Raw genomic sequence first — 23,653 nt, 5'->3', positions numbered from 1 at the left:
AAAGAACGGGCAGTCCGGCGACGGGCTGCCCGTTTTCTTTTGTGGCAGGTGACTGTCGAGCCGCGCCTGGCGCTTTCGCAGCATGGGTATCGCAAGCTCCACCCATCCTGCGAAGAGCCAACCTTTGTGCCGGGGATACCTGGCTAGAGTAATTGCTCTACTTCCCCTAGACTCCGCTCAAACCAACAAGAACAAGGAGTCCCGCATGTCCCTCAGCCCCTCTGCCTTCGCTCTGCTCGGCCTGATCGCCTGGACCGTGCTGCTGGTGCTGCTGCTGGTCAACCAGCGCGGCCTGCTGGTGATGACCGGCCGCATGAAGGTCAACATCTTCGCCGCCGACGGCAGCAACACGCCGGGCGCGTTCGGCCAGCGCCTGGTGCGGGCGCACGCCAACTGTGTGGAAAACGTCCCGCTGTTCGCCGCTGCGCTGCTCTACGCGATGGTCAGCGGCCAGAGCGTGGTGACCGACCCGCTGGCGCCGACCCTGCTGGCAGCGCGCATCGTACAGTCGGTGGTGCACCTGATCAGCACCTCGGCACTCTTCGTCTGGCTGCGCTTCGCTGCCTTCTTCGTCCAGTTGCTGATCCTGATCTGGTGGCTGCTGCGCCTGTCCGGCCTGATCTAGAGGCTTGGAGAACCGACCGGAACAGTTGCACGCCGCAACTGTTCCTATGGTGTGTTGGCGCCATGACATAGCATGGCGAACCGCACACGCGTCGAGGCTCCCATGCACGTTACATCCGGCCGCTGGCAATTCGGCCTGTTCCTCGCCCTGGTCACCGCCGTACTCTGGGGCATCCTGCCGATCAAGCTAAAGGAAGTCCTCAAGACGATGGACCCGGTCACCGTGACCTGGTTTCGCCTGGTGGTCTCCGGTGGCCTGCTGTTGATCTACCTGGCTTTCACCCGCCAGTTGCCGCGCTTCTCGCCGTTGGGCCGGCGCGGAGGGGGGCTTGTGCTGGTGGCGATCCTGGGCCTGACCGGCAACTACGTGTTCTACCTGATCGGCCTGCGCATGCTCACCCCGGGCACCACCCAACTGGTGATCCAGATCGCCCCGATCCTCCTGCTGCTGGGCAGTCTGTTCCTCTTCAAGGAAAGCTTCAGCATTGGCCAGGGCCTCGGCCTGGCGGTGCTGATCGCAGGCTTCGGGTTGTTCTTCAACCAGCGTCTGGCCGAGCTGTTCGGCTCGCTGGGCAACTACACCACTGGCGTGCTGATCGTGGTCTTCGCCGCCTTCGTCTGGACCTTCTACGGCCTGGCGCAGAAGCAACTGCTGACGCAGTGGACCTCGGTGCAGGTGATGATGGTGATCTACCTCGGTTGCGCCGCCCTGCTCACGCCCTGGGCGCACCCGCTGGAAGCGCTGCAGCTCAGCCCGCTGCAAGGCTGGCTGCTGCTGGCCTGCTGCCTGAACACCCTGGTCGCCTACGGCGCCTTCGCCGAGGCGCTGGTCCACTGGGAGGCGTCCCGCGTCAGCGCCACCCTGGCCATCACGCCGCTGGTGACCTTTGCCTCGGTCGCACTCGCCGCCTCGCTGTGGCCCGACTACGTGCACCCGGAAAACCTCAACGGCCTGGCCTACATCGGTGCATTGCTGGTAGTCAGCGGCTCGGCGCTCACGGCGCTGGCGCCGTCGCTGCTGCGCACTTACCGCGCGCGCCGCCAGCGGGTGGTGGATGTCTGAAGGCTCCCAAGGAGCGCGCGTCGGGCCATTGCTCCGGCACGCCTCCTCTGGGCGCTGTGGCGTAATGCCTCGTTTGCCAGAGTGGTGAGCGAATCCATCCAGCGAAAATGTCGCAGGATGAACGGCCACACGCCAATGAGTACAATCGCGCCTTTGTCATTTTCAGGCCAAGGCACACGCAATGATTACCGGGGAACTCAAGAGCCAAGTCGACGCCGTCTGGAACGCCTTCTGGACCGGCGGTATCGCCAACCCCATGGAAGTGATGGAACAGCTCACCTACCTGCTGTTCCTGCGCCGCCTCGACGAACTGCACACCCTCGAACTGAACAAGGCCGCCCGCCTGGGCCGCGAGATGGAGCGCTGCATCTTCCCCGACGGCCTCGACCCGCGCGGCTGCAACTACAACGACTACCGCTGGAGCGTGTTCAAGAACCTGCCCCCGGCGGAAATGTACGAAGTAGTCAGCCAGCACGTCTTCCCCTTCCTCAAGACCCTCGGCGACGACGGCTCCACCTACAGCCACCACATGCGCGATGCGCGCTTCACCATCCCCACGCCGCGCCTGCTGGCCACCGTGGTCGACCTGCTCGACCGCATCCCCATGGAAGACCGTGACACCAAGGGCGATATCTACGAATACATGCTCGGCAAGATCGCCGCCGCCGGGCAGAACGGCCAGTTCCGCACCCCGCGGCACATCATCCAACTGATGGTCGAGCTCACCGCGCCCAAGCCCAACGACGTGATCTGCGATCCCGCCGCCGGCACCTGCGGCTTCCTGGTGGGTGCTGGCGAATACCTGCGCCGCGAATATCCCGCGCTGCTGCACGATGCCGCACAGAAGCAGCACTTCCACCACGGCCTGTTCCACGGCTTCGACTTCGACAACGTCATGCTGCGCATCGGCAGCATGAACATGCTGCTGCACGGCGTGGAAAACCCCGACATCCGCTACCGCGACTCCCTGGCGGAAGACACCGCCGGCGAAGCCGAGCACTACAGCCTGATCCTCGCCAACCCGCCGTTCGCCGGCAGCCTGGACTACGAAAGCACCGCTCAGGACCTGCAACGCATCGTCAAAACCAAGAAGACCGAACTGCTGTTCCTCGCCCTGTTCCTGCGCCTGCTCAAGCCCGGCGGCCGCGCCGCGGTAATCGTGCCCGACGGCGTCTGTTTCGGCTCCGGCAAGGCGCACCGGGATATTCGCCGCCTGCTGGTGGACGAGCACAAGCTCGACGCCGTGGTGAAACTGCCCAGCGGCGTATTCAAGCCCTACGCCGGCGTCGCCACCTCCATCCTGCTGTTCACCAAGACCAACTCCGGCGGCACCGACCACGTCTGGTTCTACAACGTCGAAGCCGACGGCATGAGCCTGGACGACAAGCGCAACCTGCTGCTCGATGAAGCCAAGTTCGGCGTGCGCCCCGAGCAGGCATTGGATGAGGCGGACCACGCGAAGAACAACCTGCCCGACGTGCTCGCTCGCTGGCACGAACGCGCCACCAGCGAACGCAACCGCCCGCGCACCGCGCAAAGCTTCTGCGTGCCTCGTGAGGAAATAGTCGCCAATGGTTATGACCTGACGCTCAACCGCTATAGGGAAGTGGAGCACGAGGTGGTAGAGCATCGCAGCCCGGCTGAGATTCTCGATGAGCTGGAGAAACTGGAAGAGGAAATTCAGCAGGGGATGACGGTGCTGCGGGGGATGCTCAAGTGAACGCTACTTGGGAGAAATTACCATTTCTTGACGTAGTGAATGACGTTTCGAGTGGTAACGAAAAAGTTCCGCAGACTGAGTATCTAAAGTCAGGAGCATACCCTGTAATTGACCAAGGTAAGGATTTGATTGCGGGTTATGTAAATGATGAAAGGATGCTTTGGAAAGGCGAGCTTCCTGTTGTGGTTTTCGGTGATCATACCCGGAATCTAAAATACATTGATTTTCCATTTTGCATTGGGGCGGATGGCGTCAAAGTTCTATCTCCCAAAAAGGGAGATGCAAGGTATTTATATCATTTTCTTCGCTCTATTAAAATCGAGAGTGCAGGTTACTCACGCCATTTTAAATTCTTAAAGGAGTTTGATGTGGTTGCTCCTTTGGAAGAGAAGGAGCAAAAACGCATTGCAACTATTCTAGATCAAGCCGAATCCCTGCGCGCCAAACGCCGTGCTGCGCTTGAACAGCTGGATGCGCTGGCTCAGGCGATTTTTATTGAGATGTTTGGACATCCGACGCGTGGTCCGAAAGATCGCAAAATGGTTTCCCTAGGGGAACTTGGCGCATGGAGGACTGGCGGCACGCCTCCCAGAAGTGAACAGCAGCATTTTGAAGGCGACGTACCTTGGTTTTCTTCTGGAGAGCTAGAGGGGATGTATATCTCTGAAAGCCAGGAGAAGATATCAAAAGAGGCATTGCAGAAAACGTCAGCCAAGCCGGTCTTGGCTGGATCCATTTTGATCGGGATGTACGACACTGCTGCGCTTAAGGTAAGTATTTCCGCGATTGATTGCTCCTGTAATCAAGCCATAGCGTTCTCAAGTTTGGATGAGAATTTGGTTGATGCAGTGTTTGTTTACTTCTCGATTTTGATAGGGCGGGAAGACTATCGCAGGATGCAGCGAGGCGTTCGTCAACAGAACTTGAACCTGTCAATGATTAGAGAGTTGAAAGTTCCCTTGCCTGATGTAGCGCTGCAGAAAAAATTTTTAAATCGGATAGAGACAATTCGGCAGTCTAGACAGGTGCTGTTAAAGCAATTGAAGGAATTGGATAACCTATTCCACTCCCTCCAACACCGCGCCTTCCGCGGCGAGCTCTGACCCATGCGCGGCTCCCTGCTCGCTGTCTGGCCCCGCCTGGGCCGCGAGCTGTGGGGGCCGCTGGCGCGGCGGGCGCCGGGAGATTTCTACTGCGAGCTGTTCCGCGCCATCGTTCCGGCCCTGCGGGTAAGCCCCGGCCCGACGCCACTGGCCGACCTCCTCGGCGACCCGGCGGCCAGCCGCCGCGCCTTCCGCGCGCTCAAACCCGAGGCGCTGACCGGTGAAGCGGCGCTGACAGACTTTCTCCAGCGCCTGCACGGCGCGCTGGATGAACTGGGCGGCGAGGCCCTGGCCAATGCCTACTTCAACCGCCTGGCCGCGTTGATCGATACCTATAACCTGCAGTACGAACTGCGCCGCCCGTGCAAGCTGTACCCCACGCTGCCGGGCCTGTTCGCCGGCCTGCTGGCGCAACTGCGCGAGCACAGCGCCAGCCACCCCAGCCTGCCGACCCTGCTGCGCGACTTCGACGATGCCTTCCGCGACCTGCACGACGCGCCCAGCCAGGGCCGCATCAAGACCTGTCTGCACAAGCAGATGAACCTGCTGGAGGCGCTCGGACGCAGCAACCCGTACGTCAAGGAGTACGCCCTGTCGAGCATCTGCGATCAGATGCCGCTCTGGCCGCACCGCAAGGTGCGCGAGGCGCTCAAGCTGCTGTATGGCTTCACCTGCGACTACCCGGGCATCCGCCACGGCGGCAAACCCGCCAGCGTAGAAGGGGAGTTGGGGATGCGCGACATGCTGGCACTTTGTATTCTGTTCGTCGGTTTCACCCCGTACTTGAGCGGCCGCATCGATGCGGAAGCCCTTTTCCAAGGACGTTGACATGAAAGCATCGGAAGCCAAGTTCCTCGATTTCCTGAAGAAGTCTCCGCAGTTCGTCATCCCCATCTACCAGCGCAGCTATTCCTGGACGGAAAAGGAATGCCTGCAGCTCTGGGCCGATGTGTTGCGGGTGGGCAGCGATGAGCAACTGGCTTCGCATTTCGTGGGTTCCATCGTGTATGTGGAGAAGGGCCTGTCCAACCTGACCAGCATCGAGCCGCTGCTGGTGATCGACGGCCAGCAGCGCTTGACCACGGTGACTTTGCTGCTCACCGCGCTGGCCCGCACGCTGGAGGCCCTGCCGGAAGGCGAGCGTGAGCCGCTGGACGGTTTCGCCCCGCGCAAGCTGCGTAACTGGTATCTGCTCAATGCCGAGGAGGAGGGCGAGCGGCACTTCAAGCTGCTGTTGTCGCAAACCGACAAGCAGTCGCTGCTGGCCCTGGTGGCCGGGCGCGATCTGCCCGAGGCGCGGTCGCTGCGGGTTTGCGAGAACTTCGCGCTGTTCCAGTCGCGTATCGCCGCCTGTAATGCCGAGGAGTTGCTGGCCTTGTGCAAGGGGCTGGCCAAGCTGGTGGTGGTGGATATCGCGCTGAACCGCGCGCAGGACAACCCGCAGCGCATCTTCGAAAGCATGAACTCCACCGGCCGCAAGCTGAGCCAGGCCGACCTGATCCGCAACTTCATCCTCATGGGGCTGGAGCCGGCGTTGCAGACGCGGCTTTACGAGGAGTACTGGCGGCCAATGGAAGTGGGCTTCGGCCAGGAAGCTTATGTGCAGTATTTCGATGCCTTCATGCGCCATTACCTGATCGTCAAGACCGGTGAAATCCCGCGCCAGGACGAGGTCTACGACGAGTTCCGCAACCACGCGCGGCGATTGGAGGTGGAGCAGGCGGGGGTAGAGGCGCTGGTGCGGGAAATTCGCGACTACGCCCGCTATTTCGGCGCGATGGCGCTGGGCGCGGAGAGCGATGCCGAGCTGCGCCTGGCTTTCCACGATCTGCGCGAGCTGAAGGTGGATGTGGCCTATCCCTTCCTGCTGGAGCTGTACCACGACTACGTGGGCGGCGACCTGAGCAAGGCGGACCTGTTGGCCGCGGTGCGCCTGGTGGAGGGCTATGTGTTCCGCCGCGCGGTCTGCGCTATCCCTACCAACTCGCTGAACAAGACCTTCGCGACCTTCAGCCGTGCGTTGAACAAGGCGCGCTATCTGGAAAGCATTCAGGCCCAGTTCCTGATGTTGCCGTCCTATCGCCGCTTCCCGTCTGACGATGAGTTCTGGCGTGAGTTGCAGACGCGCGATCTGTATCACTTCCGCAGCCGCAGTTATTGGCTGCGCCGCCTGGAGAACTTCGGGCGCAAGGAGCGGGTGTCGGTGGATGAGTACAGCATCGAGCACATCCTGCCGCAGAACCCGGCGCTTTCCGCTGCCTGGAAGGCTGAGCTGGGCGCAGACTGGGAACGCGTGCAAGGCACCTGGCTGCATACCCTCGGCAACCTCACGCTGACGGGCTACAACTCCGAGTACAGCGACCGGGCCTTTGCCGAAAAGCGCGATATGGTTGGAGGCTTCCGCGAGAGCCCGCTGCGCTTGAATGCGGGGCTGGGGGTGGTGGAACACTGGGATGAGGCCGCGATCAAGGCGCGGGCGGAGCGTTTGGCTGATACGGCTGTTCAGGTGTGGGGGGCGCCGATACTGGGGGCTGAACTCCTGCAAAGCTACCAGCCGAAGAGTACTGCTGCGGTGTACGGCATCGAGGACCATCCGCAGTTGCTGCAAGGGCGGGTTTCAGACCTGTTCCATTATTTCCGTCAGTCTGTCCTGCAGCTTGATCCATGCATCAACGAAGAATTCCTCAAGTTGTATGTGGCTTACAAGGCGGAGACCAATTTCGTCGATGTGGTGCCGCAAGCTAATCGCCTGCGTCTGTCGTTGAATATGCCGTTTGCCGACATCAATGACCCGTGGGGTATTTGCCAGGATGTGACTGGGTTGGGGCGTTGGGGCAATGGCGATGTGTCGGTATTTCTTGAGGATATGGACGATGTGCCCTACATCATCGGGCTGGTCCGTCAGTCTTTGGAGCGTCAATTGGGCAATGGAGCCGATGCATGAGTAACTTCGCCTTCCTCAAGGCCGAATGGCCCAACCTGCACGCCGAGGCGACCAAGGCGGAGGCCAATGTACTGGCCGACCCGCGCTCGGCCTGCTTCTACTCCCGGCGCACGCTGGAGCTGCTGGTAGCCTGGTTGTTCCAGGCCGACCGCAGCCTGAAGCTGCCGTACAAGAGCGATCTGTCGGCCTTCCTTTTCGAGCCGAGCTTCAAGGCGCTGGTGGGGCCGATGCTCCACGCGAAGATGGAGATCATCCGCAAGCGCGGCAACGATGCGGTGCACAGCCAGCGGGAAGTGCGCGAGCGCGATGCCCAGGCAGTGGTCAGCGAACTGTTCCATGTTGCCTACTGGTTGGCGCGTACCTACGCGCGCACGGCAGCGGGAAGGCCCGGCGGTAGTCTGCGTTTCGAGGCTATTTTGTTGCCGGTGCCTGCCGCGCAGGCAGCGCTACAAACCCAAGCGCAGTTGCGACAGCTGGAGGATGAGCTGGCGCAGCGCGACGAGGCGCTGGCCAAGGCCCAGCAGAGGAACGCCGCGCTGGATGAGGAGCGCGCCCGGCTGCGTGCCGAGGTCGAGGCTGCCAAGGCTGCCAATAAGGCCATTCCCGATAGTCACGACTACAACGAGGCTCAGACTCGCGATCTGTTCATCGACCAGTTGCTGCATGAGGCCGGCTGGACACTGGATAGCGTCCAGGACCGTGAATTCGAAGTCAGTGGCATGCCTAATCAGCAGGGTGTCGGTTTCGTCGATTACGTGCTCTGGGGCGATGATGGCAAGCCGTTGGCGCTGGTCGAAGCCAAGCGCACCAGCCGTGATGCTCAGGAGGGGCAGCAGCAGGCCAAGCTGTATGCCGATTGCCTGGAACAGCGCTATGGGCAGCGCCCGCTGATCTACTACAGCAATGGATATGAGCATTGGCTGTGGGATGACGCGATGTATCCGCCGCGCCTGGTGCAGGGCTTCCACAAGAAGGATGAACTGGCATTGCTGGTACAGCGACGCAGTAGCCGCAAGCCGCTGGGTGAGGCGACCATCGATCCGGCCATCGTCGAGCGCCATTACCAGCAGCGCGCCATTCGCCGAATCGGCGAGACCTTCGAACACGACCGTCAGCGCAAGGCCCTGGTGGTAATGGCCACCGGTGCCGGCAAGACGCGCACGGTGATTGCGCTCACGGACCTGCTGATGCGCTGCAATTGGGCCAAGCGCATTCTCTTCCTCGCCGATCGCGTGGCGTTGGTGAACCAGGCGGCCGGGGCGTTCAAGAAATTCCTGCCGGACGTGGCGCCGGTCAATCTGGTGACCGAGAAGAACACCGAAGGGCGGGTCTACGTCAGCACGTACCCGACCATGATGGGGTTGATCAATGAGAAACAGGAGGGGCCCAAGCGCTTTGGTATCGGACACTTCGACCTGATTGTCATCGACGAGGCGCACCGCTCGGTATACCAGAAGTACCGGGCGATCTTTTCTTACTTCGATGCGCTGCTGGTGGGGCTGACGGCCACGCCGAAGGACGAGATCGACCGCAATACCTATAGCCTGTTCAACCTGGAAAGCGGTGTGCCCACCGACGCCTATACCCTGGATGACGCCATTGCCGAACGTTATCTGGTGAAACCGCGCGGGGTGTCGGTGCCACTGAAGTTTCAGCGTGGTGGCATTCGTTACGACGACTTGAGCGAGGACGAGAAAGACCAGTGGGACGAACTGGACTGGGGCGATGAGGAAGAGCCGCCGGAAGAGGTGAACGCCGAGGCGGTCAACCGCTGGCTGTTCAACGAAGATACCGTGGACAAGATGCTGCAGGTACTGATGGAGCGCGGCCACAAGGTGGCCGGCGGCGACCGCCTGGGCAAGACCATCATTTTCGCCAAGAACAATGATCACGCGGATTTCATCGCCCGGCGCTTCGACGCTAACTACCCGGACAAGGCCGGTGCCTTCGCTCGCACTATCACCTACAAGCTTGAGTACGCACAGACGCTGATCGACGACTTTTCCATCAAGGACAAGGCGCCACATATCGCTATTTCCGTGGATATGCTCGACACCGGCATCGACGTGCCGGAAGTGGTCAACCTGGTGTTCTTCAAGCTGGTGCGCTCCAAGGCCAAGTTCTGGCAGATGGTCGGGCGTGGTACCCGGCTCTGCAAGAACCTGTACGGGCCTGGGCCGGAGCCGGAGAACGACAAGCAGGATTTCTACATCTTCGACTTCTGCCAGAACCTGGAGTATTTCAACCAGAATCCCGAGCCTACTGATGGCTCGCTGACTGAGCCGTTGGGACAGCGACTGTTCAAGACTCGCCTGGAGTTGCTGTCCGCACTGGATTGCCGCCGCGCCAGTAGTGAAGCGCGCGAAACCTGCGGCGCTTATGGGGCGCTGTACAGCGACGAGCTATTGCGTGAGGAAACTGCGGTGATGTTGCAGGAGCGGGTGGCGGGCATGTCGTTGGACAATTTCCTGGTGCGGCCCAAACGCCGCTGGGTGGAGCGCTTCGCCCAGATGGATGCCTGGAAAACCCTGGATGACGGCAGCCTGCGCGACCTGGGGGAACATGTCTCCGGGCTGCCCAGTACGTTGCCTGACGAGGATGAAGAGGCCAAACGCTTCGACCTACTGTTGCTGCGTTTGCAGTTGTGCGTGCTGAACGCCGAGCCGGGGTTTGCCCGCTTGAGCGAGAAGGTTCGTGAAATCGCCGGGGCGTTGCTTGAGCAGACCAGCATTCCGGCCATCGCCGAGCACGTGCTACTGATTGAGGCCGTGGCGGGTGAGGAGTGGTGGCGGGATGTCACCGTTTCCATGCTGGAGCAGGCCAGGCGAAAGCTGCGAGCGCTGATCAAGCTGCTGGAGAAGCGCAAGGGGGCGGTGGTGTACAGCAATTTCGAGGATGAGCTGGGTGATATCAGCGAGGTGGTCATGCCATCGATGGTCAACCCCGCCAGCTTCGAGCGCTTCCGCGAGAAGGCCCGTGCCTTCCTGCGCGCCCACGAGGATCATTTGTCCCTGCGCAAGCTGCGTCGTAATCAACCTTTGACGCCGACGGACCTTGAGGCACTGGAACAGATGCTGGTGGAGAGCGGAGGCGGAGCTGGCGACATTCATCGCGCCAAGGAGCAGGCCCACGGCCTGGGGCTGTTCATCCGTTCGCTGGTTGGTCTGGACCGCGAAGCGGCTAGCGAGGCACTGTCCAGCTTCATCGGTGGCAGGGCGATGAGTGGGAACCAACTGGAATTCGTCAACCTGGTGATCCAGCACCTGACCGAGCATGGGGTGATGGAGGCGCGGTTGCTTTATGAGTCGCCGTTCACCGATCTGACGCCAGCCGGGCCGGAGGGCTTGTTCAATACAGCGCAGGTCGATGAGCTGTTCGCAGCATTGGCCAAGGTCAAGGCGTCTGCCGAGGCGGCTTGATGGCAGCGGCGGATAACCCGTTCCGGGTTATGCGCCCTACACGGATTTAATCGACGGTGTAGGGCGAATAACGCCTCAGGCGTTATCCGCCGTTCCATCAGACCAGCGTGCCCAGTTGCTCCGCCCGGCGCAACCAGCCCTGGCGCTGTTCCTCGCTGGAGCCGCGCACCGGGCTGAATTCTTCCAGGTGGCGCAGGCCGATGCCGCACGGCGCGAGGATGCAGCGGCTCATCTGCCGATGTGCCGGCGCGCCCTGGCGCAGGCGGTAGTGCCAGTGGGTCTGGTCGTGGCTGACCAGCAGGTCGGCGCTGCGTCCGCCCAGCAGCGGCTCGAACTCGCGGGACTCGGCTGCACGGTAGCGGAAGGCGAAGCCTGGCTGCAGCACACGGTCGAAGAACCCTTGCAGCAGTGCCGGCAGCCCGCCCCACCAGATCGGGTAGATGAACACCAGGTGCTGCGCCCAGTGGATCTGCCGCTGCGCTTCCAGCACGTCCGGCTCCAGGTTCTGGCTCTGCTCGTAGCCGCCGCGCAGCACCGGATCGAAGTTCATTTCGCCGAGCTTGATGCTATGCACCACATGGCCCCTGGAGCGGGCGCCCTGGGCGTAGGCTTCGGCCAGTGCGTGGCAGAAACCGCCGGGCTTGGGCGAGCCAAGCAGCAGCAGGATGCGCTTGCCGTCGCCTTCGATGGGCGTGGCGCCGGACTTGGCTGCTTCAACCATTCTGGCCCGCCTCCAGCATGCTTTCCGGGCGCACCCACTGGTCGAACTCGGCGTCGGTCAGGTAGCCCAGCTCCAGCGCCGCTTCGCGCAGGGTCTTGCCTTCGGCGTAGGCTTTCTTGGCAATTTCGGCGGACTTGTCGTAGCCGATGTGCGGGTTGAGGGCGGTCACCAGCATCAGGCCACGGTCGAGGTGTTCGCGCATCTTGGCGGCGTCCGGCTCCATGCCTGCCACACAGTGGGTGTTGAAGTTTCGGCAGCCGTCGGCGAGCAGGCGCACCGATTCGAGCAGGTTGTGGATGATCACCGGTTTGAACACGTTGAGCTGCAGGTGGCCCTGGCTCGCGGCGAAGGTGATTGCGGCGTCGTTGCCGAACACCTGGCAGGCGAGCATCGACAGGGCCTCGCACTGGGTCGGGTTGACCTTGCCGGGCATGATCGAGGAGCCCGGTTCGTTGGCCGGCAGCTTCACTTCGGCGAACCCTGCGCGCGGGCCGGAGCCGAGCAGGCGCAGGTCGTTGGCGATCTTCATCAGGGCAGTGGCGAGGGTTTTCAGTGCGCCGGCGAGGGTGACCAGCGGTTCGTGGCCGGAGAGGGCGGCGAACTTGTTCGGCGCCGAGACGAAGGGCAGCCCGGAGAGGTCGGCCAGTTCGGCGGCGATGGCGTCGGCGAACTCTTTCGGGGCATTCAATCCGGTTCCCACGGCGGTACCGCCCTGGGCCAGCTCGTAGACGGCCGGCAGGGCGGCGCGAATCGCGCGTTCGGCGTAGTCCAGTTGGGCGACGAAGGCCGAAAGCTCCTGGCCGAAGGTGATTGGCGTTGCGTCCATCAGGTGGGTGCGGCCGGTCTTCACCAGTTGCGAATGGCGGGCAGCCTGCTGGGCGAGGCCTCCGCTGAGTTCTGCGATGGCCGGCAGCAGATCGTCATGCACCGCGCGGGCGGCGGCGATGTGCATGGCGGTGGGGAAACTGTCGTTGGAGCTCTGGGCACGGTTGACGTGGTCGTTGGGGTGCACCGGTGTCTTGCCGCCGCGCGGGTTGCCGGCGATTTCGTTGGCGCGGCCGGCGATCACTTCGTTGACGTTCATGTTGCTCTGGGTACCGCTGCCGGTCTGCCAGACCACCAGCGGGAACTGGTCATCGTGCATGCCGGCGAGGACTTCGTCGGCGGACTGTTCGATCAGGCTGGTGATGCTCTCCGGCAGTTCACCCAATTGCGCGTTCACCCGGGCGGCGGCCTTCTTGATCAGTGCCAGGGCATGCACCACGGCGAGCGGCATGCGTTGTCCGCCGATGGCGAAGTTCACCAGCGAGCGTTGGGTCTGGGCGCCCCAGTAGGCATCGTCAGGGACTTCGATAGGGCCGAGGCTGTCGGTTTCTGTGCGGCTCATGATGCGTTCTCCTGGATTGACTCGGGCAGTTTAGGCCGTTGTCGGCGTTCCGGGTTCCGCAGTGGATCAATCGCCGCGATAGAGAGGCTGAGGAGGCGTCACCAGCGTGCGTTGGTGGCGCCGATCCAGCCCAGGGCCTTGCGCACCGGCACGCGCTCGCCGTCGAGGCTGCGCAGGAAGCCGTCGAAGTGGCCGAACCACTGGCTGGTCTCGGCGAACAGCGGGCCCAGGCGTGGGCAGGCGCGATGCAGCTTGCGCGGGGTGAAGGTGAGGTCGACACGCTGGCACTGGCTGAGCAGCCGCCACGGCGCCAGGGCGTCGAGGGACGGACGCTGGATATCGACCTCGCCAGACAGGCGCTGCAGCTCGCCGCCGAACCAGAGGGCGTTTTCGCTGAGGTCGGTGTGGTCGGTCCAGCCGCTGCCGAAGTTGCCGGCGATGCCGCCGGGCGCGGCGAAGGCGGCGCGGGTCCAATGGGTGCGGAAGGGCCAGACGCCGCGGCCGAAGTCCAGCGCGGCAAAGCTTGCGCCTTCGCTGCACTGGAAGGTGCGGTGGCCGAGTTGCAGGCTGCCGCGCACGGGCAGGCCCATCTGCCGGCTGCAGGCGTGGAAGCAGCGGCCGGCCATCGGTACGTTGAGGTTGACCGACTCCAGATGCGCGGGACGCCGGATTTCCAGCGCAAGGTCCAGCGGCTGGCCGCCGAGATCGGGTGCGCTGGCGGTGATCCGCAACTGGCCGGGCTGTTCGCTGAAATTCAGGCACAGGTCGCCATGCTGGAAACCGTGGCTCTGGTTGGGAACGTCGGGCAGGTCGCAGCCCAGGCCGAGCGGGGTTATCTGTGTGCGATGTACCGAGCGGCCGGTTTCCAGGTCGAGGAAGTAGATGGCGCCGTAGCCCAGGTAGTCGAGGTCGGCGATGGTCAGCGAGAGCATCCAGCCCGGCGCGTTGATGCACCAGTGATTCCAGCGTTTGCGCCGGCCGGTGTTGCCGGGCAGGCTGCAGAGTGTCTGCGGCCGGCTCGACCAGCCGACGGCATCGGCATTCAGGCGGCCGCGGGCGTCGCACAGCGGCGGTGAGTTCGCGTATGGCGGCAGATAGGTGAAGGTGTTCATTGGACACATCCATGTGGCAACGCGTCGCAGCATGCCGGTTTGCCGTGAAGTCGACAAGATAAGTGGTTCATTTCTCCGTTGCTCGGCGGTCACTTGAGGGCTTTCCGAACTTAGGCGCAGAATGTCGGGTCCCACGGACACCCCTTCAGACTCAAGGACCGCCCCATGACCGCTCTTCGTAAGCTCTGCACCGCAGCACTACTGGTTGGCTTCAGCTCCGTCGCCCTGGCAGACGCCAACGCCGAGGCGGAGAAATTCCTCAAGCAGGTTCACGCCGACAAGCTCACCGTGCCGGTCTATGCGCAGGTCCAGCAGATGCTCGCCCAGCGTTTCGCCCAGGCCAAGGCGCCGGACAGCAAGAAAGCCGTACTGGATCGCTACCAGGCCAAGGCCAACGCCGAACTGGACCGCGCTGTGGGCTGGGACAAGCTCAAGCCCGAACTGGTCAAGCTGTACACCAGCAACTTCAGCGAGTCCGAACTCAAGCAGTTGAACGATTTCTACGCCTCGCCGCTGGGCCGCAAGGTGCTGGAGAAGATGCCGCGCCTGACCGCCGAATCCGCGCAGCTTACCCAGGCCAAGTTGCAGACCGCAGTGGAGCCGGTGAACAAGCTGATGGCTGACATGGACAAGGAGCTGGGTGTGAAAGCGCCGGCCGCTCCGGCCAAGAAGCCCTGATCCAGCCAACCTGATCGAGATCGAAGATGAGCATGCGTGACCGTATTCAGACCGCCCTGGGCGCCCTCGAACCGCTGCACCTGGCGGTGCTCGACGAGAGCCATATGCACAGCCGCGGGCAGGAAACGCACTACAAGGCCGTCGTGGTCAGCCCGGTGTTCGCCGGGCTGAACGCAGTGAAGCGACACCAGAAGGTCTACGCGACCCTGGGGGAGCTGATGGGCCAGTTCCATGCCCTGGCACTGCACACCTACACCCCCGAGGAGTGGGCGGAGCAGGGGCAGGCGCCGGATTCGCCGACCTGCCGTGGCGGTAGCAAGCACGACCTCTGAGAGCAGCAGCGTTGGAAGCCGGCCGAAGTCGCTCACATGAACCCCTCACTTCGCTTGGCTTCGCCGTACATGGCCCCGGTTCGCGACGCCTGACTACAGGAATGCTCGACAGGCACCGCTCCGTGTAGAATGCGATACCCAGCGCCGGCTTCAGCCGGCGCTGTCATTTTCAGCTTTCGTTTCAAAGAGCCCGGTCCGCCCTTTACGCGGGCGACCACTGGAGTGATACATGACCACCGATCGAATCGTCGTCGCGGCGTTGTACAAGTTCGTCTCCCTGCCCGACTACGTCGCCCTGCGCGAACCCCTGCTGCAAATCCTGCTGGACAATGACGTGAAAGGCACCCTGCTGCTCGCCGAGGAGGGCATCAATGGCACCGTATCCGGGACCCGCGCAGGCATCGACGCGCTGCTGGCCTGGTTCCGGCTCGACCCGCGCCTGGCCGATGTGGACCACAAGGAGTCCTACTGCGATGAGCAGCCCTTCTATCGCACCAAGGTCAAGCTGAAGAAGGAAATCGTCACCCTCGGTGTTCCGGGCGTGGATCCGAATGCCAGGGTCGGCACCTACGTCGAGCCCAAGGACTGGAACGCCCTGATTTCCGATCCTGAAGTGCTGCTGATCGACACCCGTAACGATTACGAAGTGGCCATCGGCACCTTCGAGGGCGCCATCGACCCGAAGACCAAGTCGTTCCGTGAGTTCCCCGAATACATCCGCGAGCATTTCGACCCGGCGAAGCACAAGAAGGTCGCGATGTTCTGCACCGGCGGCATCCGCTGCGAGAAGGCTTCCAGCTACATGCTCGGCGAAGGGTTCGAAGAGGTGTTCCACCTCAAGGGCGGCATTCTCAAGTACCTGGAGGAAGTGCCCGAGGCCGAAACCCTCTGGCGCGGCGACTGCTTCGTCTTCGACAACCGCGTGACCGTGCGCCACGATCTCTCCGAGGGCGACTACGATCAGTGCCATGCCTGCCGCAACCCGATTTCGGCGCAGGATCGCGCTTCCGAACATTACGCGCCGGGCATCAGTTGCCCGCATTGCTGGGACTCGCTGCCGGAGAAGACCCGCGCCAGTGCCCGCGAGCGGCAAAAGCAGATCGAGCTGGCGCGCGCGCGCAACCAGCCGCACCCCATTGGCCGTGATCCCCGAGCGGAGACCTGATACGTGACCAGCCGCCTGCTCTATGTGATGGACCCGATGTGCTCCTGGTGCTGGGGGTTCGCCCCGGTGGCGCGGGCGCTGGTAGAGCAGGCGCGCGCCGCCGGCGTGCCGCTGGCGCTGGTGATGGGCGGCCTGCGCACTGGCCAGGGCGCAGCGCTGGAGCCATCCACCAAGCGCTATATCCTCGAGCACTGGCACGCGGTGCATGACGCCACCGGCCAGCCGTTCCGCTTCGAAGACGCATTGCCCGACGGTTTCGTCTACGACACCGAGCCTGCCTGCCGCGCGGTGGTCAGCGCTCGCCGTCTCGACGAAGACTGCGCCTGGGCGCTGGCCGGCGAGATCCAGAAGGCGTTCTACGCCGAAGGCCGTGATGTCACGCAGGCCAGCGTCCTCACCGAGCTGGCCGAGCGCGTCGGGCTGCCGCGCATCGAGTTCGCCGATGCCTTCGACAGCCAGGAAAATCACCTGACGACGCTGGCGGACTTTTCCTGGGCCCGCGACCTGGGCATCGCCGGCTTCCCCACGTTGCTCGCCGAGCGCGATGGGCAACTGGCCCTGCTGACCAACGGCTACCAGCCGCTGGAACAGCTCGCCCCGCTGCTGGAGCGCTGGCTGGAGCGCGGGCGGCATGCCTGAGGCGGTAGCAGACCGCCTGAGCTGGGCGGAGATTCGTCGGCTCGCCTTCCACCACCGCAAGGCCCTGATCCTCGCCAACCTGGTCGCCGTGCTGGCCACTGCGTGCAGCGTGCCGATTCCGTTGCTGCTGCCGCTGCTGGTGGACGAAGTACTGCTGGGCAAGGGCGACGCGGCGCTACAGGTGATGAACAACTGGCTGCCGCAGGCGTGGCACAAACCGGTGGGCTATATCGGCCTGATGCTGGTGGTCACGCTGCTGCTGCGCAGTTGCGCCCTGGTGTTCAACGTACTGCAGGCCAGGCTCTTCGCGCGGCTGTCCAAGGATGTGGTGTACCGCATCCGGCTGCGCCTGATCGAGCGCCTGAAGCGGATCGCCCTGGGCGAATACGAGACACTGGGCGGCGGTTCGGTCAGCGCGCACCTGGTGACCGACCTGGACACCCTCGACAAGTTCGTCGGCGACACCCTGAGCCGCTTCCTGGTGGCGCTGCTGACGCTGTGTGGCACCGCGGCGATCCTGATCTGGATGCACTGGCAACTGGCACTGCTGATTCTGCTGTTCAACCCGCTGGTGATCTTTGCCACGGTGCAGTTGGGCAAGCGCGTCAAACACCTGAAGAAGCTGGAGAACGACAGCACCGCTCGCTTCACCCAGGCGCTCACCGAGACCCTGGACGCGATCCAGGAGGTACGCGCCGGTAATCGCCAGGGTTTCTTCCTCGGCCGCCTGGGCGTGCGTGCCCGCGAAGTCCGTGACTACGCCGTCGCCTCGCAGTGGAAGAGCGACGCCGCCGGACGCGCCAGCGGTCTGCTGTTCCAGTTCGGCATCGACCTGTTCCGCGCCGCGGCGATGCTCACGGTGCTGTTCTCCGACCTGTCCATCGGCCAGATGCTGGCGGTGTTCAGCTACCTCTGGTTCATGATCGGCCCGGTTGAGCAACTGCTCAGCCTGCAGTACGCCTTCTATGCCGCCGGTGGCGCGCTCACCCGCATCAACGAGCTGCTGGCTCGCGCCGACGAGCCGCAGTACCCGCCGCGTCGCGATCCCTTTGCCGGACGCGACAACGTCGGCATCCAGGTGCGCGGCCTGAGTTTCGCCTATCGCGACGAACGGGTTCTCGACGGCATGGACCTGGATATCGCTCCCGGCGAGAAGGTCGCCATCGTCGGCGCCAGCGGCGGCGGCAAGAGCACCCTGGTGCAACTGTTGCTGGGCCTCTATCAGCCGCAGTCCGGCAGCATCCGCTATGGCGGCGTCGCACTGGAGGAGATCGGCCTGGAGTGCGTGCGCGAGCATGTCGCCGTGGTGCTGCAACATCCGGCGCTGTTCAACGACACGGTGCGCGCCAACCTGACGATGGGCCGCGAGCGCAGCGACGAAGCCTGCTGGCGAGCGCTGGAAGTGGCTCAACTGGCGGATACCATCCGCGCCCTGCCGCAGGGGCTGGACAGCGTGGTCGGGCGTTCCGGCGTGCGCCTATCCGGCGGCCAGCGGCAACGGTTGGCGATCGCTCGCATGGTATTGGCCGAGCCCAGCGTAGTGATCCTCGACGAGGCCACCTCGGCGCTGGACGCTGCCACCGAGTATGCGCTGCACCAGGCGCTTGGACGCTTCCTCGACGGTCGCACCACACTGATCATCGCCCACCGGCTTTCGGCGGTTAAGCAGGCGGACCGAGTGCTGGTGTTCGATGGCGGGCGCATCGCCGAAGACGGCGACCACCAGCAACTGATTGCCGAAGGCGGGCTCTACGCGCGCCTGTATGGCCACCTGCAGCAGAACTGATCAGCCGTATCGGGTGACTTCGAGGAAGGCCACGCAATTGCCCAGGTCGTGGAAGACCCGTGCGCTGCCGATGTCGTTGTAGGGGATGCCCAGCAGCAGATCGAGCAGCGCCGAGTCGCTGCGGTAGTGCGGCCGCCAGTCCAGCAACCCCTCCAGATAAGCGATGTCGGGTATGCCCGGCAGGAAGTTGCTCATCAGCAGACGCCCGCCCGGCTGCAGGCGGGCGAACAGGTTGCGTGTGAGGTCGCGGGCGTCCTGTTCGTCGAGCACCTCATAAAGGCCGGCGGAATAGATCAGGTCGAAGTGGCAGAGTTCGGCGCGACCATAGAACAGGTCATCGAGGCTGCACTTCACCGTCTGGATGCCGAGCGCGGCGTAGCAGGACTCCACCGTCTGCAAGGGCTGAGGCTGGGCATCGAGCGCCAGGAAATCGCGAAACTGCCCGTGCCGCAGGGCGCGCGAAATATCGGCCTCGCGCAGATGTCCGCAGCCCACGCAGAGGATGCGGGCCTGGCCGCCGAGCAGCTCGCAGGTACGGTCGATCTCCCGCGCCAGCAATTGCCGGCGCGAGCGCAATGCCCTGGGCGGGGCTGCCGTGCTGGCATAGCGGAACAGTTCGTCGGTCGGCCCGTCGGGCAGCATGGTGCGCAGCGTGCTGTCGATTCCATACAGGTAGTCGAGCAGCACCGCGTTGCAGGCTCCTTCGCCCATCGGCCGTTCGCGCCGCCGTGGGAAACGGACGACCCGTGGCGATGGCGGCGGTTCGGTGCCGATCCTGGCCAGTTCCATGAGATCGGGAGCGCTGTCCCGGATGCGGCGCAGTTGCCGTTCGAGCTGTTCGATGGCCTGGTTCAGCGAGTCCGGATTCTGTTGCGAGCGATTGTCCATTGCCGTCCACCTGGTATGCCGAATTCGTGGCCGGCCCGCCGGGCCGGTAATCCAGTCACCACGTTAGAGCGGGCAAATGTCCTGGCCATCATCTGAATGGATGATGCTGCTCGTCGGCTCAACGCTGCCCCAGCCGCACCAGCAGGCTCATCAGTTCCGCCTGCCGGTTGGTGCGGGTCTTGCGGAACAGGGCACGCAGTTGGCTGCGCACGGTGTTGATGGACGTGCCCAGTTGCTCGGAGCACTGCTCCGGCGTCAGGCCGCGTACCAGCAGGTCGCCCAGGCGCTGCTCGGCGGGTGTCAGGCCGAACAGGTCGCCGAGCAGGCGACTCTGGCGGTGCGCATCGAGCAGGGCGAGCAACGCCAGTGGGCGCTGGAACGGCTGATTGAAGCGGGCTTCGGCCGGCACCGGGGTGACCAGCAGCTCCAGTGCGCTGCCATCGCCCAGCGACAGCCAGCCGGCTTGCCCCTTGCCCTGGCGCGGAGTGGCCTGGCGCACCAGGGCTTGCAGCCGCGCGTCGTGCTGGCGGCAATGCAGGCGGCCGAATACTTCATGAAAACGCGGTTTCTTCTGCGTCAGTTGCTGCTGGGCAGCCTGGTTGGCGTAGAGCACACGGGTATCGCCGTCCAGCAGCCAGAGCGGTGTGGGATGATGGTCGAGCAGCAGGTCGCGCCGGGCCAGTTCCAGGCGCATGCCACTGACCCGTTCGAACATCCGCGCCGCCCGCACGAGATGCTGGCTGATCCGGCCCAGCAGGGCCTGCTCGGAAGCCTTCGGGTAGCGCGCACCCACGCTGGTGAGCACCGACAGGTAGATGCCGGCGCTGGCCTGTTCGTTGAGCTTGAGGCACGACACGTTGTGCATGCCGTTGGGTAGCTGGAACTCCTGGTAGTACGGGTCGCGGCGGATTTTCTCGGGACCGTATTCAAGCAGGTCGTGATACCAGTGGCCCACCGGGCGCCTGAGCATGAAGCGCTTGCATGGGTCCATGTTGCAGAACTCGCGGTTGTAGGTGTCGATGGCACCGGGATCGCACAGGTTGATCTCACTGGCCAGCGCGCCTTCCTCTGTCTGGTCCCAGAACAGCAGCACGCCCTGTTGCCGACCGGTGGCGTCGATCAGCCCGGAGAGCAGGGGCAGCCAAGCACCCTCGTCGAGTACACACTCATAGGAAAGCCCCAGCAGTTGGTCGTACTGCGCATCCATATCCCGACGAGGCATGGAATTCTCCAGACTTGCAGATTGCACGATTGGCTGAGGTATGGCACATGGCCTTTATTCCTGCAAGCAGTCTGAAGCCCGCGTCGTTGCTGGCCGTTGGTCGGATGTGGCGCTCCCGACGAAAGGCCGGTAAAGGCCGGTGAAGGCACGGTGCTACCAGTGTTTCGCCGTGTGCTGCCGGTTCCCGCCGGCCAGGCGCGATGTCCGGCGGTTTGAGGAATTGTCGTGATCGGCTATGAGTAAAGAATGGGGCGATCGAATGTGTCCCCCCTCGATCACAGCCGGCGCTGTCTGGGGCCAGGGACAAGAAGAAGGAATTCGAAGTACCTTATGGATGCCTTGGGACTTTTGCCTATCCGTCGACGAACCCGAATGCTGCGGCTGGTATGGCCGTTCATGGCGGTGGCGCTGTTGCAGGCGCTGATCGGTGGCGGCAGCCTGTTCATCCTCTCGGGCGTCCGTGCCTACGTCGGTGGCGAAAGCCTCTGGTCGAAAGGCCAGAAGGACGCCATCCACTATCTCCAGCGCTACGGGCAGACCTACGACCCGGAAGACTTCCGGCGCTATCAGACGGCGATTGCCATCCCGCAGGGCGACCGCCTGTTCCGCACGGCCCTCGACCAGAATCCGCCAGACATCGAAACGGCCAGGCGCGGTGCGCTGGCGGGTGGCAACCACCCGGATGACGTCGACAGCCTCATCTGGCTGTACCGCTACTTCCACGAGTACAGCTATTTCGACGAGGCGGTACGGCGCTGGATCGTCGGCGACGCCTACCTCGACCAACTTGAACACCTGGCCGGCGAGATGCACGCGCGCATCCAGGCCGGTGCGGTCAGCGCTGGCGACCTGAGCTACTGGGGCAGCCGCATCCAGGACATCAACGATGGCGTGACGCCGGCGGCGATGGCGTTCTCCGCTGCGCTCGGCGAGGGGTCGCGGGTGCTGATGCGGATACTGCTGGTCGCAAACTGCCTGGTCGGCCTGGCGCTGATCCTGCTGGCGGTGTGGCGCACCCGCAAGCTGCTGCGCCAGCAGCGCGCCTTCGAGAGCGCTCTGGATACCGAAAAGGAGCGCGCCCAGACCACCCTTGCGGCAATCGGCGATGGAGTAGTCACCCTCGATGCCCAGGAGTGCATTGCCTATTTCAATCCGGCCGCAGAACGCATGATCGGCTGGGACAGTGCGATGGCCGTCGGCTTGCCGCTGCGCTCGCTGCTGCGGGTGTTCGACGAGAACAGCCAGGAGGAAGGGTTGCCGCTGCTGGGGCAGATCCTGCGCGGGGAGGTGGATGGCGGCAGTGAGTCGAGCAAGCTGATCCAGCGCCTGGACGGCACTTCCGTCGCGGTGACGCTGATGGGAACACCGATCCATGCCGACGGCCGCGTCGTGGGCGTCGTGCTGGTGATGCACGACATGACCCGCGAGCGTCAGTACATGGCCAGCCTGTCCTGGCAGGCGACCCACGATGCGCTGACCGGCCTGACCAACCGCCGCGAGTTCGAATTCCGCCTCAAGCAGGCGCTGGAGCGCTCGGCGCACATGGATGATCGCCATGCGCTGATGTACCTGGACCTGGACCAGTTCAAGCTGGTCAACGATACCTGTGGGCACGCGGCGGGGGATGAGCTGTTGCGCCAGGTCTGCTCGGTGCTGCAGCAATGCCTGCGCGAAGGCGACACACTCGCGCGGCTGGGGGGCGACGAGTTCGGCATCCTGCTGGAGAACTGCCCGCCGGACATGGCGGAGCAGCTCGGCGAGCGTATCCGCCTGACTGTCCAGAGCCTGCATTTCATCTGGGAGGCCCGCCCGTTCAATATCACCGTCAGCATCGGTGTGGTGCACGTTTCGTCGATGCTGGTTTCGGTGGAAGAGGCACTGCGCTGCGCCGACATGGCCTGCTACATGGCCAAGGAAAAGGGCCGCAACCGCGCCCAGGTGTTCCGTCCGGACGATACTGAGCTGTCCACCCGCGTCGGCGAGATGGCCTGGGTCCAGCGCATTCGCCTGGCGCTGGAAGAGGAGCGCTTCTGTCTGTTCGCGCAATCGATCTACCCGGTCGACCCGCATGCCGACGAGGGCGCCCATGTCGAGCTGCTGCTGCGGCTGAACGACGAGAACGGACGCTTGGTGGCGCCGATCAACTTCATCCCGGCGGCCGAGCGCTACGGGCTGATGCCGGAGATCGACCGCTGGGTGGTCGAGAGCGCGTTCCGCACTCTGGCCGCTCGGGCGGCGGAGGGCGACTACGAGCCGATCCAGACCTGCGCCATCAACCTCTCCGGCGCAACCATCGGCGACGAAACATTCCTCGACTTCCTGCGCGAGATGCAGCCGCGCTACGGTATCGCGCCGGCCAGCATCTGCTTCGAGATCACCGAAACCAGCGCCATCGCCAACCTGGTCAACGCGACGCGCTTCATCCAGGAACTCAAGACCCTGGGCTATCGCTTCTCGCTCGACGACTTCTGTGCCGGCATGTCGTCCTTTGTCTACCTCAAGCATCTGCCGGTGGACTATCTGAAGATCGATGGCAGTTTCATCAAGGACATGCTCGACGACCCCATCGACCGGGCGATGGTCCAGGTGATCAACCAGATCGGTCACGTCATGGGGAAGCGCACGGTGGCGGAGTTCGTCGAGTCGCAGGAAATCCTCGGCGTGCTGCGCGAGATCGGCGTCGACTACGCCCAGGGCTATGGCCTGGCCAGGCCGCAGGCATTCAACCGGAGCTTCCTGCGCGATTCGGCAATGGCGACCGTTGAGTCGAACACAACCTCCGGACGGTGACGCCGCGCGTGGGTAGGGCTAACCTGAGGCCAGTCTTACCGGTGCTTGCATGGATCGACC

17 protein-coding genes and 1 pseudogene are annotated in these 23,653 nt (G+C 63.7%); 13 read left to right on the top strand and 5 right to left on the bottom strand.

Features of this window, described 5'->3' with window-relative positions:
• The first annotated feature begins 205 nt into the window (after window positions 1-205).
• From OU419_RS20620 to OU419_RS20590, 7 genes are all read left to right on the top strand, one after another.
• Complete coding sequence (locus tag OU419_RS20620; protein ID WP_254474628.1) at window positions 206-625, top strand: MAPEG family protein; 420 nt, start codon at window positions 206-208, stop codon at window positions 623-625.
• A 102-nt stretch (window positions 626-727) separates the two neighbouring features.
• Complete coding sequence (locus tag OU419_RS20615; protein ID WP_254474630.1) at window positions 728-1,687, top strand: DMT family transporter; 960 nt, start codon at window positions 728-730, stop codon at window positions 1,685-1,687.
• Between the two features lie 181 nt (window positions 1,688-1,868).
• Window positions 1,869-3,407 carry a type I restriction-modification system subunit M gene (locus OU419_RS20610; RefSeq protein WP_254474632.1) on the top strand — a complete coding sequence of 513 codons (1,539 nt, stop codon included), beginning with the start codon at window positions 1,869-1,871 and terminating at the stop codon, window positions 3,405-3,407.
• A complete protein-coding gene (locus OU419_RS20605) occupies window positions 3,404-4,510 on the top strand; it encodes a restriction endonuclease subunit S (protein ID WP_254474634.1) in 1,107 nt (368 codons plus the stop codon). Before OU419_RS20610 ends, OU419_RS20605 begins: the two co-directional genes overlap by 4 nt.
• A 3-nt stretch (window positions 4,511-4,513) precedes the next feature.
• On the top strand, window positions 4,514-5,338 hold the full coding sequence (locus OU419_RS20600; RefSeq protein WP_254474636.1) for a type 1 glutamine amidotransferase family protein: 825 nt from the start codon (window positions 4,514-4,516) through the stop codon (window positions 5,336-5,338).
• Window position 5,339: 1 nt separating this feature from the next.
• Window positions 5,340-7,454: a DUF262 and DUF1524 domain-containing protein gene (locus OU419_RS20595; protein WP_254474638.1), complete on the top strand. Its 2,115-nt coding sequence runs from the start codon at window positions 5,340-5,342 to the stop codon at window positions 7,452-7,454.
• Window positions 7,451-10,873: a DEAD/DEAH box helicase family protein gene (locus OU419_RS20590; RefSeq protein WP_254474640.1), complete on the top strand. Its 3,423-nt coding sequence runs from the start codon at window positions 7,451-7,453 to the stop codon at window positions 10,871-10,873. Before OU419_RS20595 ends, OU419_RS20590 begins: the two co-directional genes overlap by 4 nt.
• A 97-nt stretch (window positions 10,874-10,970) precedes the next feature.
• Here the strand turns inward: OU419_RS20590 and OU419_RS20585 are convergent, their stop codons facing one another.
• The 3 genes from OU419_RS20585 to OU419_RS20575 form a co-directional block, all read right to left on the bottom strand.
• The gene (locus tag OU419_RS20585; RefSeq protein WP_254474642.1) at window positions 10,971-11,594 is read right to left on the bottom strand and encodes an NAD(P)H-dependent oxidoreductase; all 624 of its coding nucleotides are present in this window, start codon (window positions 11,592-11,594) and stop codon (window positions 10,971-10,973) included.
• The gene (locus OU419_RS20580; protein WP_254474645.1) at window positions 11,587-12,981 is read right to left on the bottom strand and encodes a class II fumarate hydratase; all 1,395 of its coding nucleotides are present in this window, start codon (window positions 12,979-12,981) and stop codon (window positions 11,587-11,589) included. The genes OU419_RS20585 and OU419_RS20580 overlap by 8 nt, the downstream gene beginning before the upstream one ends.
• Before the next feature lie 98 nt (window positions 12,982-13,079).
• On the bottom strand, window positions 13,080-14,093 hold the full coding sequence (locus tag OU419_RS20575) for a DUF2804 domain-containing protein (protein WP_254474647.1): 1,014 nt from the start codon (window positions 14,091-14,093) through the stop codon (window positions 13,080-13,082).
• A 121-nt stretch (window positions 14,094-14,214) separates the two neighbouring features.
• Between OU419_RS20575 and OU419_RS20570 the strand changes: the two are divergent.
• From OU419_RS20570 to OU419_RS20550, 5 genes and pseudogenes are all read left to right on the top strand, one after another.
• Window positions 14,215-14,771, top strand: a pseudogene (locus OU419_RS20570) (DUF2059 domain-containing protein).
• 26 nt (window positions 14,772-14,797) lie between these two features.
• Window positions 14,798-15,103, top strand: a complete 306-nt coding sequence (locus OU419_RS20565) for a BolA family protein (RefSeq protein ID WP_254474649.1) — start codon at window positions 14,798-14,800, stop codon at window positions 15,101-15,103.
• A 229-nt stretch (window positions 15,104-15,332) separates the two neighbouring features.
• Window positions 15,333-16,268 carry an oxygen-dependent tRNA uridine(34) hydroxylase TrhO gene (trhO, locus tag OU419_RS20560; protein ID WP_254474651.1) on the top strand — a complete coding sequence of 312 codons (936 nt, stop codon included), beginning with the start codon at window positions 15,333-15,335 and terminating at the stop codon, window positions 16,266-16,268.
• A 3-nt stretch (window positions 16,269-16,271) separates the two neighbouring features.
• A complete protein-coding gene (locus OU419_RS20555; RefSeq protein ID WP_254474653.1) occupies window positions 16,272-16,907 on the top strand; it encodes a DsbA family protein in 636 nt (211 codons plus the stop codon).
• Window positions 16,900-18,693 carry an ABC transporter ATP-binding protein gene (locus OU419_RS20550; RefSeq protein ID WP_254474655.1) on the top strand — a complete coding sequence of 598 codons (1,794 nt, stop codon included), beginning with the start codon at window positions 16,900-16,902 and terminating at the stop codon, window positions 18,691-18,693. Before OU419_RS20555 ends, OU419_RS20550 begins: the two co-directional genes overlap by 8 nt.
• Here the strand turns inward: OU419_RS20550 and OU419_RS20545 are convergent, their stop codons facing one another.
• On the bottom strand, window positions 18,694-19,581 hold the full coding sequence (locus OU419_RS20545) for a class I SAM-dependent methyltransferase (protein WP_254474657.1): 888 nt from the start codon (window positions 19,579-19,581) through the stop codon (window positions 18,694-18,696).
• 118 nt (window positions 19,582-19,699) lie between these two features.
• Window positions 19,700-20,803, bottom strand: coding sequence for a PAS domain-containing protein (locus tag OU419_RS20540; protein WP_254474659.1), 1,104 nt, complete (start codon window positions 20,801-20,803; stop codon window positions 19,700-19,702).
• A gap of 372 nt (window positions 20,804-21,175) precedes the next feature.
• Here OU419_RS20540 and OU419_RS20535 point away from each other — a divergent pair, with 372 nt between their 5' ends.
• Complete coding sequence (locus OU419_RS20535) at window positions 21,176-23,593, top strand: EAL domain-containing protein (protein WP_254474661.1); 2,418 nt, start codon at window positions 21,176-21,178, stop codon at window positions 23,591-23,593.
• Window positions 23,594-23,653: the final 60 nt, after the last annotated feature.

Source organism: Pseudomonas triclosanedens (assembly GCF_026686735.1).
In the GTDB taxonomy this organism is placed as follows: Bacteria; Pseudomonadota; Gammaproteobacteria; order Pseudomonadales; family Pseudomonadaceae; genus Pseudomonas; species Pseudomonas triclosanedens.
This window is presented reverse-complemented; position numbering and strand designations above follow the sequence as displayed.